This window comes from Streptomyces sp. NPDC002776, assembly GCF_053592195.1.
Window position 1 is genome coordinate 284795 of record NZ_JBSFVG010000005.1, and the last position, 14416, is coordinate 299210.

The following is a 14416-nucleotide window of genomic DNA, read 5'->3' on the forward strand; positions in this document are numbered from 1 at the left end:
CACCCCACCACACGGGCCGCCCGCATCACAGGCCCCGACAGTCCTTCGACAGCGTCTCGACAGCATCCGGCCGCGGTGCCGGACCCGGCGGAGGGCGCTTCCCGGCCACGGCGAAGCGCCCCCACGCGCGTGCTACAGCGCGACCCCGAGCAGCGCGTCCACGGCACGGGAGACGACACCGGGAGCGCCCTCGTCCGTGCCGCCCCGCTCCTCCTGGAGCGCCGCCCAGCGGTCGACCGCGGCGAGCGCGGCCGGGGCGTCCAGGTCGTTCGCGAGGGCCGCGCGGATCTCCTCGACGAGCGCCTCGGCGGGCGGGCCGTCGGGCCGGGACACGGCGGCGCGCCAGCGGCCGAGGCGGGCGACGGCGTCCCGGAGGACCTGGTCGGTCCACTCCCAGTCGGCCCGGTAGTGGTGGGAGAGGAGGGCGAGCCGGATGGCGACCGGGTCGACGCCCTCCCGGCGCAGCGTGGAGACGAAGACCAGGTTGCCCTTGGACTTGGACATCTTCTCGCCGTGCAGGGCGACCATGCCGGCGTGCACGTACGCCTTGGCCATGGGGAACTCGCCGGTCAGCACCTCGGCGTGCGAGGCGCCCATCTCGTGGTGCGGGAAGGCGAGGTCGGAGCCGCCGCCCTGGACGTCGAAGCCCATGCCCAGGTGGTCCAGGGCGATGGCCACGCACTCGATGTGCCAGCCGGGGCGGCCCCGGCCGAGCGAGGCACCGTCCCAGCTCGGCTCGCCCGGACGGGCGGCCATCCACAGCATCGGGTCGAGCGGGTTCTTCTTGCCCGGGCGGTCCGGGTCGCCGCCGCGCTCGGCGGACAGCAACCGCATGGCGGCCGCGTCGAGGTGCGAGACCTTGCCGAAGTTCGGGTCGGCCTCGACGGAGAAGTAGACGTCGCCGTCCAGTTCGTAGGCGGCGCCCGCGTCCCGCAGCCGCTCGACGAGCGGGACGATGCCGGGTATCGCCTCGACGGCGCCGATGTACTGGCGCGGGGGCAGCATGCGCAGGGCGGTCATGTCCTCGCGGAAGAGGGCGGTCTCCTTCTCGGCGAGGGCCACCCAGTCGATGCCGTCACGCTCGGCCCGCTCCAGCAGCGGATCGTCGACGTCGGTGACGTTCTGGACGTAATGGACCTGCCGCTTGGTGTCGAGCCACACGCGCTGCACGAGGTCGAACGCGTTGTAGGTCGCCGCGTGTCCCAGGTGGGTCGCGTCGTACGGGGTGATGCCGCAGACGTAGAGACGGGCGACGGGACCGGGCTCGAGGGTGACGAGTCCACCGGTCGCGGTGTCGTGGATCCGGAGGTCGCGGCCCGTGCCGGGCAGGGCGGGGACCTCAGAAGCGGGCCAGGCATACATGTCATGAGCGTAACCGGACCGGCGTTCCATATACGAACCGGACCGGGCCGGATGGCCGGTAAGGCGCTCTTGCGCGTGACCGGCCCTTGTGCCTTGCGGCTATACCGGCGGCCAGGGGATCGCGGGCCACTCCCCGCTCGGCTCGGGGTGGGTGCCGGAGGTGAGCATCGCCTCGACCCGCGCGCGGGTGGCGTCGATCTCCGCCGGGGTGATCAGGGAGGTGAGCGTGGCGGTCAGGGGACCGTCGGGGCCCAGCGCCGCCTGCAGGTCCTTGAGCACCTCCACCGCCTCCCCGGTCAGGGCCTCCCCCGCCCAGCCCCACAGCAGGGTCCGCAGCTTGTTCTCGGCGTGGAAGGTGACCCCGTGGTCGATGCCGTACAGCCGCTCCTCGGCGGCCGGCAGCAGATGGCCGCCCTTGCGGTCGGCGTTGTTGATCACGGCGTCCAGGACGGCGAGCCGTCGCAGCCGTTCGTCGTCGGCGTGCACCAGCAGGGCGGTCCGCCCCTCACCGACCTCGGCGAACCCGATGGCCTTCCAGCCCTCCTCCGGCTCCTCCCGGTCCACCAGCGCGAGCAGTTCGGCACCGGGCACGACGTCGATCCACAGCTGACACATGCCCTCCCCGTAGGGCCCGTCGCGCAGCACGGTGGGCGGTACGAGCCTCCAGCCGGTCGCCTCGGAGACCGCGTACGCGGCGACCTCCCGCTCGGCGAGGGTGCCGTCGGGGAAGTCCCACAGCGGGCGCTCGCCGGAGATCGGCTTGTAGACGCAGGACGCCTCCTGGCCCTGGTGGGCGACCGTGCAGAACAGGGCGGCGTTGGAGGCCTCGCGGATGCGGCCGCGGACGGTCAGCTCACCCTCGGTGAGCAGCTCCAGCGGGGTCACGCTCCGCGGCGGTATCCGTTCTGGCGCGGACATACGTGTCCCTCCGGGTCAAGGGGCAGGCTGCACAGCGGGCACGGCGGCCGCCCGGCGTTGACGACGTCCAGGGCACGCTTGGCGAAGGCCCGGGCCTGCACGCCGGTGAGCCGGACCCGCAGCATCGGGGGGCCGTTCTCCTCGTCCTGGAGCAGTCGCTCCTCGGCCTCGGCGAGGTCCTCCTCGGACTCGGCCTCCAGCTCGACCAGTGCCTGCGCCTCGACGATCATGCGCTGTTCGTCGCCGTCCCAGGCCAGCGCCATGGTGCCGACCCGGAACTCCTCCTCGATCGGGGTCTGCAGAGGTTCGGTGTCGGCGACCTCGGTGGGGGCTACGGCCGGTACCGCGGCGCTGCCGCCACTGCGCCGTACGACTTCGTCGAGCAGTTCGTCCATGCGCTCGGCGAGCGCTGCCACCTGCGTCTTCTCCAGGGCCACGCTGGTCACCCGAGAGCCGGCGGTGGCCTGGAGGAAGAACGTACGGCGTCCGGGCAGTCCGACCGTGCCGGCCACGAAACGCTCCGGCGGGTCGTAGAGGAACACCTGACGGGACACGTCCTGTCTCCATGGGAATCGTGGTCGGACTCGTGATCGGGCCGCTGGCGCGACCGCTTCACCCTACTGCGCCCGACGATCACGGTGCGCCCGCACCGCCCCCTACGGGAGCGTCACCGGCCGGCGGTTCCTCGCGCGGCGCCAGGGACGCGAAGTCGCCGGTGTCACCGAGGCGCAGGAGAAACGGCCTGAGCCGGGTGTAACGGATCGCCGTGATGGAACACGGTTCGACAGCAATCCGCTGGAAGAGGTCGAGATGAAGTCCGAGCGCGTCCGCGACAAGAGATTTGATGATGTCGCCGTGGGAGCACATCAGGTACACGGCGTCGGCGCCGTGCTCGCGCTCCACGCGCGCGTTCCACTCCCGGACGGCCTCCGCGGCCCGCGCCTGCATGGCCCGCATCGACTCACCGCCCGGGAAGGCGGCCGCCGAGGGGTGTGCCTGGACGACGTCCATCAGCGGCTCGTCCTTGAGCTCGGCGAGCTTGCGGCCCGACCAGTCGCCGTAATGGCACTCCCCGATCCGCTCCTCGGTGTGCGCGCGCAGCCCCGGCCGGGCGTCGAGGAGCGGCCGGACCGTCTCCTCGCACCGCTGCAGGGGGCTGGTGACCACCTCGGAGATCGGCAGCTCGGCGAGGCGCCCGGGCAGGGCGGCGGCCTGCGCGGCGCCGCGTTCGTCGAGGGCGACGCCGGGCGTCCAGCCGGCGAGCAGTCCCTCGGTGTTGGCGGTGGAACGTCCGTGCCGGACCAGGATCAGCGTGGGCATGCGGCCCAGCGTAGGCGCACCACGAGGTGTGCCGAGGAAGAGTGGACAGGAGAATACGCACTGTGATCGTCGACTGCGCCATCTACCGCGAAGGGCGGCGGGCGGACGGCCCCGAGGACCTCTCCGACGCACTCGCCGAGGCACGGTCCGTCGGCGGCTTCGTCTGGATCGGCCTGCACGCTCCCTCCGAGGAGGAGTTCGACCGGGTCACCGAGGAGTTCGCGCTGCATCCGCTGGCCGTCGAGGACGCCCTCAAGGCCCACCAGCGCCCCAAGCTGGAGGTCTACGACGACTCACTGTTCCTGGTCCTCAAGCCGGTCGTCTACGAGCCGCACAGCGACACCGTGTCCTCCGGCGAGATCATGGTCTTCCTCGGCGACGGCTTCGTGGTGACGGTCCGTCACGGCGAGGGTTCCCCGCTGAAGACCGTACGGCATCGTCTGGAGGAGGAGCCGACGCTGCTCGGCAAGGGGCCCACGGCGGTGCTCTACGCCGTCGCGGACGCGGTCGTGGACCACTACCTGGAGGTCGCGACCGAGCTCCAGACCGACCTGGAGGAGCTGGAGGCGGAGGTCTTCTCCCCGGTCGACGGCGGCTCCCGGCACACCGCCTCCCGGATCTACAACTTCAAGCGGCAGGTCCTGGAGTTCCGCCGGGCGACCGGGCCGCTGGCGCCGCCGCTCGGGCGGCTGTCCGGGTCGAGCGGCGGGCCCGGCGGGTCGGTGCCGTTCGTGGACGACCGGGCGCGGCCGTTCTTCCGGGACGTCAATGACCACCTCACGCGGGTGAACGAGTCGGTGGAGGGCCTGGACCGGCTGGTGTCGGACATCCTCTCGGCGCATCTGGCGCAGATGAGCGTCCGGCAGAACGACGACATGCGGAAGATCTCCGCGTGGGCGGCCATGGCCGCGGTCCCCACGATGATCGCGGGGGTCTACGGCATGAACTTCGAGCACATGCCCGAGCTGCGCTGGGCGTGGGCGTACCCGGCCGTGATCGTACTCATGGCGGCCCTGGAGGTCCTGCTCTACCGGATGTTCAAGAGCAGGGGGTGGTTGTAGCCGCCGTCAGGCGAACTCGGGGGCGGAGGCCGCGGGGCCGCCGAGCGCGTCCCGCCGCCGGGGCGTCTTCAGCGAGACCATGCGCCGCCAGCCCGCGGCCCGCTCCCAGGCGTACACGGCGTGGATACCGGCGGCGAGGACCGCCGACTTCGCGCGCGACCAGCCGAGGATGCGTCCCATGTGGGCCATCACGGCGAGGCTGACGTCCCGGTAGATCCAGATCTCCGCCAGCGCGCACTCCCGGAGGGTCCGCTGGATGGCGCGGCCGTGACCGGCGTGCGCGAGACGCAGCAGTTCCTCGTGGCAGTAGGCGAGGTGGTTGTCCTCGTCGGCGGCGATCATCCTCACCGCGCGGCCGATGTCGGGGTGGTCCGCGAAGTGCTTGCGCAGCAGGTCCATCTGTTCCGCGGCGCGCTGTTCGGTGACCCTGCTGTGGGCGAGGTAGATGACGATGTCCCGCACCGTGAGGCGCTCCTCGTCCTTGAGCTTCTCGTGGGCCAGGCCGATGCCGTGTTTCTCCAGGAGCAGCGTGTAGTCGGTCTCGTGCGGGACGGGGACGGGTTCGAGGCCGCGCTTCTTCATGAGGGCGTTGAAGATCCGCCCGTGCTTGTCCTCGTCGGCGCCATGGCGAGTGATCTTGGGGGCGAGTGCGCGCTCACCGTCCGGGACGAGCGCGGCGATGCGGGCGTTCTCCCAGCCACCCTGGGACTCCCCGCTCGCGGCGATGGAGCAGAAAAGGGCGAAGGACTCGTCGTTGTCGATGATCTCCTGGAACAGGCTCTTGGCCGACAGCATCGTGAGCACCTCTCTGCGTGCCTCCGCGCGGGACTCCGCAAAGGACGAGTCAAGTGCGGCGGGAGGGGTGCTGCAACAGTTGTGTCGGACAACTCCTCCAAAAGGAGGAGGCCCGGGGTACGACGGAGGCGTAACCGCACGGCCCCGGGCGCGTTGTTCTGCGTGACGGCCGTGGCGGGGAAGACCCCCGAGCCCCCACCACGGCCGCAGAACTTCCCCGGCCGCCTCACGCGAGGCCGGCGCGCTCCAGGGCCTCGGTGCCGGCCCGCAGCGAGGCGAGACGCTCGTCCAGGGTGAAGCCGGCGGGGGCGAGCGTGAGGGTGGTGACACCGGCCGCCGCGTAGGCCGTCATCCGGTCCGCGATCCGGTCGACCGAGCCCAGCAGGGTCGTCTTGTCGATGAGGTCGTGCGGTACGGCGGCCGCGGCGCCCTGCTTGTCGCCGGACAGGTACTTGTCCTGGATCTCGGCGGCTTCCTTCTCGTAACCCATGCGCTGGGCGAGCTGGTTGTAGAAGTTCTGCTTGAAGCTGCCCATGCCGCCGACGTACAAGGCGGTGTAGGGGCGGAAGGTGTCGGCGAGGGCCGTGACGTCCTTGTCGTCGCCCACGGCGAGCGGCAGGGTCGGGCAGACGTCGAACCCGTCGAGCGTCAGGCCGGCCTTCTCGCGGCCCGCGCGCAGGTGCCGCATCGCGGTGTCCTCCAGGTGCTCGGCGGAGGGGAAGATCAGCAGCGCGCCGTCGGCGATCTCGCCGGTCTGCTCAAGGTTCTTCGGGCCGATGGCGGCGATGTACAGCGGGATGTGCTCGCGGGTGGGGTGCACGGTGAGCTTGATGGGCTTGCCGGGGCCGCCGGGCAGCGGCAGCGTCCAGTGCTCGCCCTCGTGGCTGAGGCGTTCGCGGCTCATCGCCTTGCGGACGATCTCGACGTACTCACGGGTGCGGGAGAGCGGCTTGTCGAACTTGACGCCGTACCAGCCCTCGGAGACCTGCGGTCCGGAGACGCCGAGGCCGAGGCGGAAGCGGCCGCCGGACAGGGAGTCGAGGGTGGCGGCGGTCATGGCGGTCATCGCCGGCTGGCGGGCCGGGATCTGGAAGATGGCCGAACCGACGTCGATGCGCTCGGTCTTGGCGGCGACCCAGCTGAGCACGGTGGCCGCGTCGGAGCCGTAGGCCTCGGCGGCCCAGCAGACGGCGTAGCCGAGTCGGTCGGCCTCCTGGGCGACGGCGAGGTTGTCCCCGTCCATTCCGGCACCCCAGTAGCCGAGGTTGATCCCGAGCTGCATGGCCGATTCCCCTTACTGATCAGTAACGTCCTTGTTGCCGAGACCTTAGCGCGGTGGAGGGCATGGCGGGGAGGGCGCGGGGCGCACCGCGGACCCCCACGTCGTGGACGGGGGAACTGGTTATCCACAGGCACCCACGGGGCAGGTTCTGGCCAGTAATCTCGGCGTCCATGGAGCAGAGGCATCTCGGCCGCACCGGCCTTCGTGTGTCCCGTATCGGACTCGGCACCCTCACCTGGGGCAGGGACACCGACGACCATGACGCCGCGGACCTCTTGAAGACGTTCTGGGAAGCCGGCGGCACCCTCGTCGACACGGCGGACGTGTACGGCGACGGAGAGGCCGAGTATCTGCTCGGACAGCTCATAGAAGGGCTCGTGCCGCGCCGGGACCTGGTGATCTCGACCAAGGCGGGCAGCGTGCCCGACCCGGACCGCCGGTTCGACGGCTCCCGGGGGCATCTGCTCTCCGCCCTGGACGCCTCGCTCGCCCGGCTCGGCACGGACTACGTCGACCTGTGGCACGTCCACGCCTACGACCCGGGCACCCCGTTGGAGGAGACCCTCCAGGCCCTCGACATCGCGGTCAGCAGCGGCCGTGCCCGGTACGCCGGCGTCTCCAACTTCTGCGGCTGGCAGCTCGCCAAGGCCGCGACGTGGCAGCTGGCCGCGCCGGGCATCCGGACCCGGCTGGCCAGTACGCAGCTGGAGTACTCGCTGCTCCAGCGGGGCGTGGAGCGCGAGGTGCTGCCCGCGGCGCTCGACCTCGGCATCGGGATGCTGCCCTCCTCCCCGCTCGGCCGCGGGGTGCTCACCGGCAAGTACCGGGACGCCACGCCGCCCGACTCCCGGGGCGCCTCGGAGCACTTGGCGCCGTTCGTCGCGCCGTACCTCGACGACACGGCGAGCCGGATCGTGGACGCCGTGCGGACGGCGGCGGACGGGCTCGCGGTGACCCCGCTGCAGGTCGCCCTCGCCTGGGTGCGGGACCGGCCGGGGGTCGCCGCGCCCATCGTCGGCGCGCGCAACGCGCAGCAGCTCACGGCGGCATTGTCAGTGGAGGCCCTTAGTCTTCCTGACGAGATCTGCCGGGCGCTCGACGATGTGTCGGCGCCCGTGCACCGCTATCCCGATCACGACTGGAGCACGCTGTGAGCACGGAGCCCGAGACCACGGGGGACGCCGAACCGGGGACGCCGGCCGAGCAGCCCGCGCCGGAGGAGGCCGCCGCCGGCGACGCCGCCCCGGCCGCCGAGGGCGGCGACGGCGCCGAGGGCGCGGCTCAGTTGTCGGCGGCCGAGGCCGAGTTGGCCGCGCAGCGGCTGGAGCGGGAGCGGATCGCGCGGCGCAAGGCCGAGAAGGCGGCGCCCATCGAGGCCGGGGCCAAGCTCAGCGGGACGGCCGCGGATCTGCTGGCCGCCGTACGGGCCGTGGAGAGCGGGGCCAAGCCCGCGGCGACCGTGTTCGCCGAGCCCGAGCCGCCGCGGCGGCGCGCCCCGGAGCCGGTGCGGCGGACACAGCCCGTGCCCGCCGAGGCACCCGTGGTGGCGCTGCCCGAGGCCGTGGAGGGCGTGCGGCTGGTGCTGGCCGAGGGCGGCGCCCCGGCCGCGCTCGCGGCACCGGTCGCCGCCGTCCTCGGTGAGGGCGCGCCCGACCGGTTGCGGGCCGATCCCTGGCAGTTGCTGCGGGTCGCCGGGGTGCGGCCCGAGCAGGCCGACGGGTTCGCGCGGGCGCTGCTGGGTGCCGCGTGCGGTCCGGACGACGAGCGGCGGGGGCGGGCGCTGACCGTCTGGCTGCTGGAGCAGGCGGCGCTGGCGGGGCACACGGCCCTGGAGATGCCGACGCTGACCGCCGCGCTGGCCCGGCAAGGGATGCCCGACCCGGACGCCGCGGTGCAGAGCAGTCTCGCGGAGGGCGAGGCGCTGGCCTTCCAGGACGGCCTCGACGAGGAACCGGCGGCCGAGGAAGCGGCCGAGGACGGCGAGGAGGAGCGGCCCGTCCGGGTCCTGGTCGGCCTCGAGCGGTACGCCCTGGCCGAGGAGAGCCTCGCCGACGGTCTGGGCCGTCTGATCAACTCCGTGCCCAAGCAGGACGGTTCCGCGGGCGCCTGGGAGGAGGCCGCCGCTGCCGGTGGCTCCGCGGGTGAGCTGATCCGGGCGGTCGCCGGGCACGCGCTGGTCCTGCACACCGGCGGTGCGGCCTCGCTCGCCGAGCCCGCGGCGCTGGTGCGCGCGGCGCGCGGCATGGGGCTGCGCGCCTGGGCGGCGGCCCACGGTCCGCTGGGCCGGGACCGGTTCGCGGCGCTGCTGGAGGAGAGCGCGGGTGTCACCACCGTGGCCGGGCTGCTCTCCGGGGCCGAGGGGCCGGGCCGGGACCCGGAGGGGGCGCTGGATCTCGATCTGCTGGTCGTGCTCGACGCGCCTCAGCTGGACGTGGAGACGGGCGCGCTGGTCGCCGAGTCGCTGCCGGACGGGGCCCGGCTGGTGCTGGCCGGGGATCCCGGGGTGCTGTGGTCCGTGGGGCCCGGGCGGGTGTTCGCGGATCTGCTCGCCGCGCGGGTGTGTCCGCAGATCGCCTCGCGGCGGCCGGACCCCGGGCCGCTCGGCGAGCTGGTCTCGGGCATCGGCGTCGGCGAGCTGAACCAGGGCGAGGCGCCCGGCAAGGAGGTCGTGATCGTGCCGGTGCGGGACGCCGGGGAGGCCGTGCACCGGACCGTGCAGCTCGTCGCGGACTCGGTGCCGCGCGCGATCGGCGTCCCGGCCGAGGACACCCAGGTGATCACGCCGGGTCATGGCGGCGCGGTCGGCACCCGTGCGCTCAACGCGGCGCTCAAGGAGCGGCTCAATCCCGGCCCCGGCCGCTTCGGCGGCTTCGACCCCGGCGACCGGATCGCCTACTCCCCCGTGCTCGGACGGACCCTCATGGGCCGGGTGGTGACGGCCGACGCCGAGGGGCTGCACCTGTCCTGCGCGGGCGAGGACGTCGTCGTGCCCAAGGAGCGGGTGGAGCAGTCCGTGCGGCACGGCTGGGCGCTCACCGCGCATCAGGCGGCGGGCGGACGGTGGCCGGCCGTCGTGGCGGTGCTGCCCGGAGACGCGGCCGGGGCGCTCAGCCGGCCCTGGGTGTACACGGCGTTCGGCCGGGCGGAGCGGCATCTGTCCGTGGTGCACGGCGTGGAGCAGGCCCTGGCCCGTGCCGTGGCGGAGGTCCCGGCCAAGCCCCGGACGACCCGGCTGGCGGAGCTGCTGGCACCGCAGGCGCCGACCGAGGCCCGGTAGCGGCACCCGCGACCACCGTGCGGGTCCCAGGCCAGGGCAACAGGCCCCGGCCGCGCCGCGGCACCCCACCACCGCGCGAGCCCGTGGTGCAGCGCCACGGGCTGCCGGTCAGGAGAAGCGCGAGGCCCACGCTGCCCGCCAGGGCCCCGGCGGGCAGCGTGCGCGTCGAGACGGAGGCCGGACCCGGCGCCAGCGCCGCGGCACGCGCAACGCGAGGCCCACGCCCACCGTCAGAGCCTCGGCGGGCAGCGTGCGCGTCGAGACGGAGGCCGGACCCGGCGGCGGCGCCGCGGTACGCGAAGGGCGGCGGTCCGCTCCGGCCGCCGCCCGCCCTTCGTGCCGTACAGGATCCTCGCTCAGCGTTCCGCGTCGAGCGGCTCCAGGTCCTCGTCCTCGTCCACCAGCTCCGCGTCGAGGACGTCGTCCGGCTCGTCGTCCGGGTCCTCGACGTCGAGATCGTCGTCGAACACCGCGCTGACGTCGAAGCGGCAGACCGCCTTGTGCGGATCGACCTGCTCGAACGGGGCCTCCAGCCACTCGCCGGGATCGGCCGGCTCGTCGGCGGCGGTCACCCACAGCGTGGAGTCGCCCTCCTCCAGGCCGAACTCCTTGTGCCGGGAGGCGATCTCGTCGGGTTCGAACTCGCCGAAGAGAAGGCCCAGCGCCCCGTGGACGGTGCCGGAGGCCCCGGAGCCCGTGCCCTCGTCGTAGTCCGCGGCCTCGATCCGCTGTGCCTGTGCCAGCAGCCGCTGCGGCTCCACCACGGCGTAGTCGCGGCGGATCAGCACGCTCAGCGCGTTCGGCTCCTCGGGGCCGGCGTAGGGCGGCAGAGCGTCCTCGGTGCCGGGGATCTCGAAGGGCGTGACCTCGTCGTATCGGTCGTAGAGCAGCTCGTCGTACGCCTCTGCGGCCGTGGCCAGGTGGTTGAACGCCTCGTAGACGGCCGGGTCGTCCTCGCCCGACCTGCGTTCGACCGCGGCGAGATGGCGGTCGAGCGCGGTCTTGACCGCCTCGGCGGCGGCGCGTACCTCGGCAGCGGTGGGCTGCGCAGCATCAGACATAGTGCAGACGCTATCCGTACCGGGGCCCAGCCCGCACAATAGATGCGATGCCGGAATACGAATTTGTCGACGTGTACGTACCGCGCGGGGTTTCCCGCAAGGACGCCACACGTCTGCTGACGGACCATGCAGAGTACGGACACTGGGAGTTGGACCGCCTGAGCCTGCTGCGCGACGGAAGCCGCAGGGTGCGGCTGCGCCGCAGGATCATCCGCCAGGTGCGCGCCACGTGGTGAGAGCGGACGGAGACGGAGCGGGCCCCGCCGGGACGGCGGGGCCCGCTCCGTCGTGCGCGGCGTCTCAGGCCGAGGCCCGCGCCTTGCGGTAGAGCACCGCGCCCGCCAGCAGCGCGCCCGCGCCCACGGGCAGGGCGAGTCCCAGCGGCAGCTCGCTGCCGGTGGCGGCGAGCGAGGCGAGGCCCCCGGGCTCGGTGACGGACCCGGCTCCCGGCAGGTCGGCCCGCGGGGTCAGCCCACGCGAGGCGGACGGGGTGTCCGGGGTTCCGCGGCCATCGGTACCGCCCGGATCGCCGTGATCACCCGGATTGTTCGGATTGCCGGGTTGGTTTCCGGAGTTGCCGGGGTGCTCGGGGCTCCCGGGGCTCCCCGGGTTCTCCGGCCCGCCCGGATGCCCCGGCCGCTCCGGCGTACCCGGCGGGTTCCCGTGCCCGCCCCCCGGCGGGTTGTGCCCACCGCCGCCGTTCCCGCAGTCGTTGCCCGTGGTGCCGTTGCCGACCCCGATGACGTCGACGCTGTTGCCGCAGACGTTGACCGGCGCGTACACCGGCACCTCGACATGGTTGCCCGATGCCACACCGGGTGAATCGGCGGCGTGACCGCCGGAGTGCGCGCCCCCGGAGCCGCCCCGGTCGCCGTAGCCCCCGCGTGCGCCGCCCCCCTTGTTGACGCAGGTGTTGCCCGCCGCCGGGTTGAGCACCCCGACGACGTCGACCGTGTTTCCGCAGGCGTTGACCGGTGCGTGCACCGGCGCCTGGACCGTGTTGCCGGACAGCACTCCGGGCGAGCGCGCGGCGGAGCCGCTCGCGCCGGAGTCCGCCTGCGCGGCCCCTCCCGCGGCGGCGATCACCCCGGTCGCGGCGGCCACGGTCATCAGCCCTTTGCGGGTGACCTGTCGCATGCTGAATTCCCTGCCTTCCCCCTCGTGACCCACACGAACATGGCCCACATGAACGCATAAACCGCACGAACTCATGACCCGCATGAATTCAAGCAAAGACCGGTCGGTCCCGGAGCGCATGGCACGCGCTCCGGGACCGACGGTGTCGTACGGAACCTCAGTAAGGCAGCGTCACTTGTTCACGCAGGTGTTGCCGAAGGCGGGGTTCAGCAGCCCGATCACGTTGATCGTGTTGCCGCACACGTTCACCGGGATGTGCACGGGAACCTGGACCACGTTGCCGGACAGGACGCCCGGGGAGTGCACCGCGGCACCCTGGGCACCGGCGTCGGCGACGGCCATGCCCGCACCCGCGAGAACCAGACCACCGGTGGCAGCCGCAGCGGCGACGATCTTCTTGATCATTATTCCTCCTAGTTGGCAATGCGATCCCAAACAGCGGATCGCATCACCTGTAACGAGGAAGAACTAATGGAGCTACGAGCTTATGGTCGGATTCACTCTTCTCAGTCGATTCCGCACAGGCGCGCGAAATTCAGGACGCGTCGAGGAATCGGTCGAGCACCCGTACGCCGAACTTGAGCCCGTCCACCGGCACCCGCTCGTCGACCCCGTGGAACATGCCCGCGAAATCCAGCTCGGGCGGCAGCTGCAGCGGCGCGAAACCGAAGCAGCGGATGCCGAGGTCGTCGAAGGACTTGGCGTCGGTGCCGCCCGAGAGCATGTACGGCACGGCCCGCGCGATGGGATCCTCGGCGCTCAGGGCGCTCTGCATGGCGTCGACCAGCCGCCCGTCGAAGTCGGTCTCCAGGGCCTTGTCGGCGTGCACGTCCTCCCGCTTCACCCGCGGGCCGAGGATGCGGTCGAGGTCGGCGAGGAACTCCTGCTCGTATCCCGGCAGGAAGCGTCCGTCGACGTGCGCGGTGGCCTGGCCGGGGATGACGTTGACCTTGTAGCCGGCGCCGAGCATGGTGGGCGCCGCCGAGTTCCTGAGGGTCGCGCCGACCATCTTGGCGATGCCGCCGAGCTTGGCGAGCGTCTCGTCCATGTTCTCGGGGTCGAGTTCGGTGCCGAGCGCGTCGGAGAGCTCGTCGAGGAAGGACCGTACGGTCTTGGTGACCCGGACCGGCCAGGTGTGCCGACCGAGCCGCCCGACGGCCTCGCACAGCTCGGTGATGGCGTTGTCGTCGTTGGTCATCGAGCCGTGACCGGCGGTGCCGTCGACGGTGAGCCGCATCCAGTGCATGCCCTTCTGGGCGGTCTCCACCAGGTACAGCCGCAGCTTCTCGTTGACGGTGAAGGAGAACCCGCCGACCTCGCCGATCGCCTCGGTGACGCCCTCGAAGAGCTCCGGGTGCTTCTGCACCAGGTACTTGGCGCCGTAGGTGCCGCCCGCCTCCTCGTCGGCGAGGAACGCGAGCACGATGTCGCGCGGCGGCTTGCGGCCGCTGCGCAGCCGGTCGCGCACGACCGCCAGGGTCATGGCGTCCATGTCCTTCATGTCGACGGCGCCGCGCCCCCACACACAGCCGTCCGCGATCTCGCCGGAGAAGGGGTCATGGGTCCAGTCGGCGGCGTTGGCCGGTACGACGTCGGTGTGGCCGTGGATGAGGAGCGCGGGCCGGGAGGGGTCCTCGCCCTCGATCCGGGCGATCGTGGAGGCGCGCCCCCGGTGCGATTCGATGATCCGTGGTTCGAGGCCCACCTCGGCGAGCTTCTCGGCGACGTACTCGGCGGCCTTGCGCTCGCCCGGGCCCGAGTGGTCGCCGTAGTTGCTGGTGTCGATCCGGATCAGCTCGCGGCAGAGGTCCACGACCTCGTCCTCGCCGGTGACGCTGCTGGCCGTGTCCGTCCCGCTCACGCTGGTTCCTCCCACTGTCACTGCTGGTGGTCCCCCTCATCCTCCTCCTGCGACGGGCCGGGCCCAAGCCCGCCCCGGCCCGTCGCACGCCGTTCACGGCGGGACGGGGGGTGATCGGCCACTGTCGAAAGCCTGGTAATGTTTTCTCTGTCGCCGCGGGGGTAACCCCGCACGACAGACACCTTGTCCGGGTGGCGGAATGGCAGACGCGCTAGCTTGAGGTGCTAGTGCCCTTTATCGGGCGTGGGGGTTCAAGTCCCCCCTCGGACACCAGCTGTTGCAGCATCGAGTGCCGGCCGGGAGCGATCCCGACCGGCACTTCGCGTTGCACGGTGCACTCCT

Annotated in this window: 14 protein-coding genes and 1 tRNA gene; 5 read left to right on the forward strand and 10 right to left on the reverse strand. The window is 72.5% G+C overall.

From position 1 onward, the window contains the following. Window positions 1-132: 132 nt before the first annotated feature. The 4 genes from mshC to ACWD11_RS13375 form a co-directional block, all read right to left on the reverse strand. Window positions 133-1362, reverse strand: a complete 1230-nt coding sequence (gene mshC / locus ACWD11_RS13360; RefSeq protein ID WP_389419384.1) for a cysteine--1-D-myo-inosityl 2-amino-2-deoxy-alpha-D-glucopyranoside ligase — start codon at window positions 1360-1362, stop codon at window positions 133-135. 99 nt (window positions 1363-1461) lie between these two features. Beyond that, entirely contained in the window at window positions 1462-2280 is an 819-nt protein-coding gene (locus tag ACWD11_RS13365; RefSeq protein ID WP_451282970.1) for an SCO1664 family protein, read from the reverse strand. Beyond that, window positions 2244-2834, reverse strand: coding sequence for a DUF3090 domain-containing protein (locus tag ACWD11_RS13370; protein ID WP_389419386.1), 591 nt, complete (start codon window positions 2832-2834; stop codon window positions 2244-2246). Before ACWD11_RS13370 ends, ACWD11_RS13365 begins: the two co-directional genes overlap by 37 nt. Window positions 2835-2913: 79 nt before the next feature. Then, window positions 2914-3600 carry a histidine phosphatase family protein gene (locus ACWD11_RS13375; RefSeq protein ID WP_389419387.1) on the reverse strand — a complete coding sequence of 229 codons (687 nt, stop codon included), beginning with the start codon at window positions 3598-3600 and terminating at the stop codon, window positions 2914-2916. A 62-nt stretch (window positions 3601-3662) separates the two neighbouring features. Here ACWD11_RS13375 and corA point away from each other — a divergent pair, with 62 nt between their 5' ends. Beyond that, a complete protein-coding gene (gene corA, locus ACWD11_RS13380) occupies window positions 3663-4661 on the forward strand; it encodes a magnesium/cobalt transporter CorA (protein WP_389419388.1) in 999 nt (332 codons plus the stop codon). A gap of 6 nt (window positions 4662-4667) precedes the next feature. Here the strand turns inward: corA and ACWD11_RS13385 are convergent, their stop codons facing one another. Continuing rightward, window positions 4668-5456, reverse strand: a complete 789-nt coding sequence (locus tag ACWD11_RS13385) for a ferritin-like domain-containing protein (protein ID WP_389419389.1) — start codon at window positions 5454-5456, stop codon at window positions 4668-4670. Between the two features lie 226 nt (window positions 5457-5682). Further along, complete coding sequence (locus ACWD11_RS13390) at window positions 5683-6738, reverse strand: LLM class F420-dependent oxidoreductase (RefSeq protein ID WP_451282972.1); 1056 nt, start codon at window positions 6736-6738, stop codon at window positions 5683-5685. A 170-nt stretch (window positions 6739-6908) separates the two neighbouring features. On the opposite strand from ACWD11_RS13390, the gene ACWD11_RS13395 reads away from it, so the two are divergent. Then, window positions 6909-7892, forward strand: a complete 984-nt coding sequence (locus tag ACWD11_RS13395; protein WP_389419391.1) for an aldo/keto reductase — start codon at window positions 6909-6911, stop codon at window positions 7890-7892. Beyond that, complete coding sequence (locus ACWD11_RS13400; protein WP_451282974.1) at window positions 7889-10015, forward strand: helix-hairpin-helix domain-containing protein; 2127 nt, start codon at window positions 7889-7891, stop codon at window positions 10013-10015. Before ACWD11_RS13395 ends, ACWD11_RS13400 begins: the two co-directional genes overlap by 4 nt. A 356-nt stretch (window positions 10016-10371) precedes the next feature. On the opposite strand, the gene ACWD11_RS13405 is transcribed toward ACWD11_RS13400, so the two are convergent. Next, window positions 10372-11076: a hypothetical protein gene (locus tag ACWD11_RS13405; RefSeq protein ID WP_389419393.1), complete on the reverse strand. Its 705-nt coding sequence runs from the start codon at window positions 11074-11076 to the stop codon at window positions 10372-10374. Window positions 11077-11123: 47 nt separating this feature from the next. Here ACWD11_RS13405 and ACWD11_RS13410 point away from each other — a divergent pair, with 47 nt between their 5' ends. Further along, window positions 11124-11312 (forward strand): DUF5703 family protein, encoded by a 189-nt coding sequence (locus ACWD11_RS13410; RefSeq protein ID WP_005485166.1) that lies wholly within the window; start codon window positions 11124-11126, stop codon window positions 11310-11312. A 64-nt stretch (window positions 11313-11376) separates the two neighbouring features. On the opposite strand, the gene ACWD11_RS13415 is transcribed toward ACWD11_RS13410, so the two are convergent. The 3 genes from ACWD11_RS13415 to ACWD11_RS13425 all read right to left on the reverse strand — a co-directional run bounded on the left by ACWD11_RS13415 (window position 11377) and on the right by ACWD11_RS13425 (window position 14074). Further along, the gene (locus tag ACWD11_RS13415; protein ID WP_451282976.1) at window positions 11377-12213 is read right to left on the reverse strand and encodes a chaplin family protein; all 837 of its coding nucleotides are present in this window, start codon (window positions 12211-12213) and stop codon (window positions 11377-11379) included. A 171-nt stretch (window positions 12214-12384) separates the two neighbouring features. Continuing rightward, entirely contained in the window at window positions 12385-12618 is a 234-nt protein-coding gene (chpH, locus tag ACWD11_RS13420; RefSeq protein WP_389419395.1) for a chaplin ChpH, read from the reverse strand. A 130-nt stretch (window positions 12619-12748) separates the two neighbouring features. Further along, entirely contained in the window at window positions 12749-14074 is a 1326-nt protein-coding gene (locus ACWD11_RS13425; protein WP_451282978.1) for a M20/M25/M40 family metallo-hydrolase, read from the reverse strand. A gap of 185 nt (window positions 14075-14259) precedes the next feature. Here ACWD11_RS13425 and ACWD11_RS13430 point away from each other — a divergent pair. Further along, window positions 14260-14347: transfer RNA gene (locus tag ACWD11_RS13430), tRNA-Leu, on the forward strand. The last annotated feature ends 69 nt before the right edge of the window (window positions 14348-14416 follow it).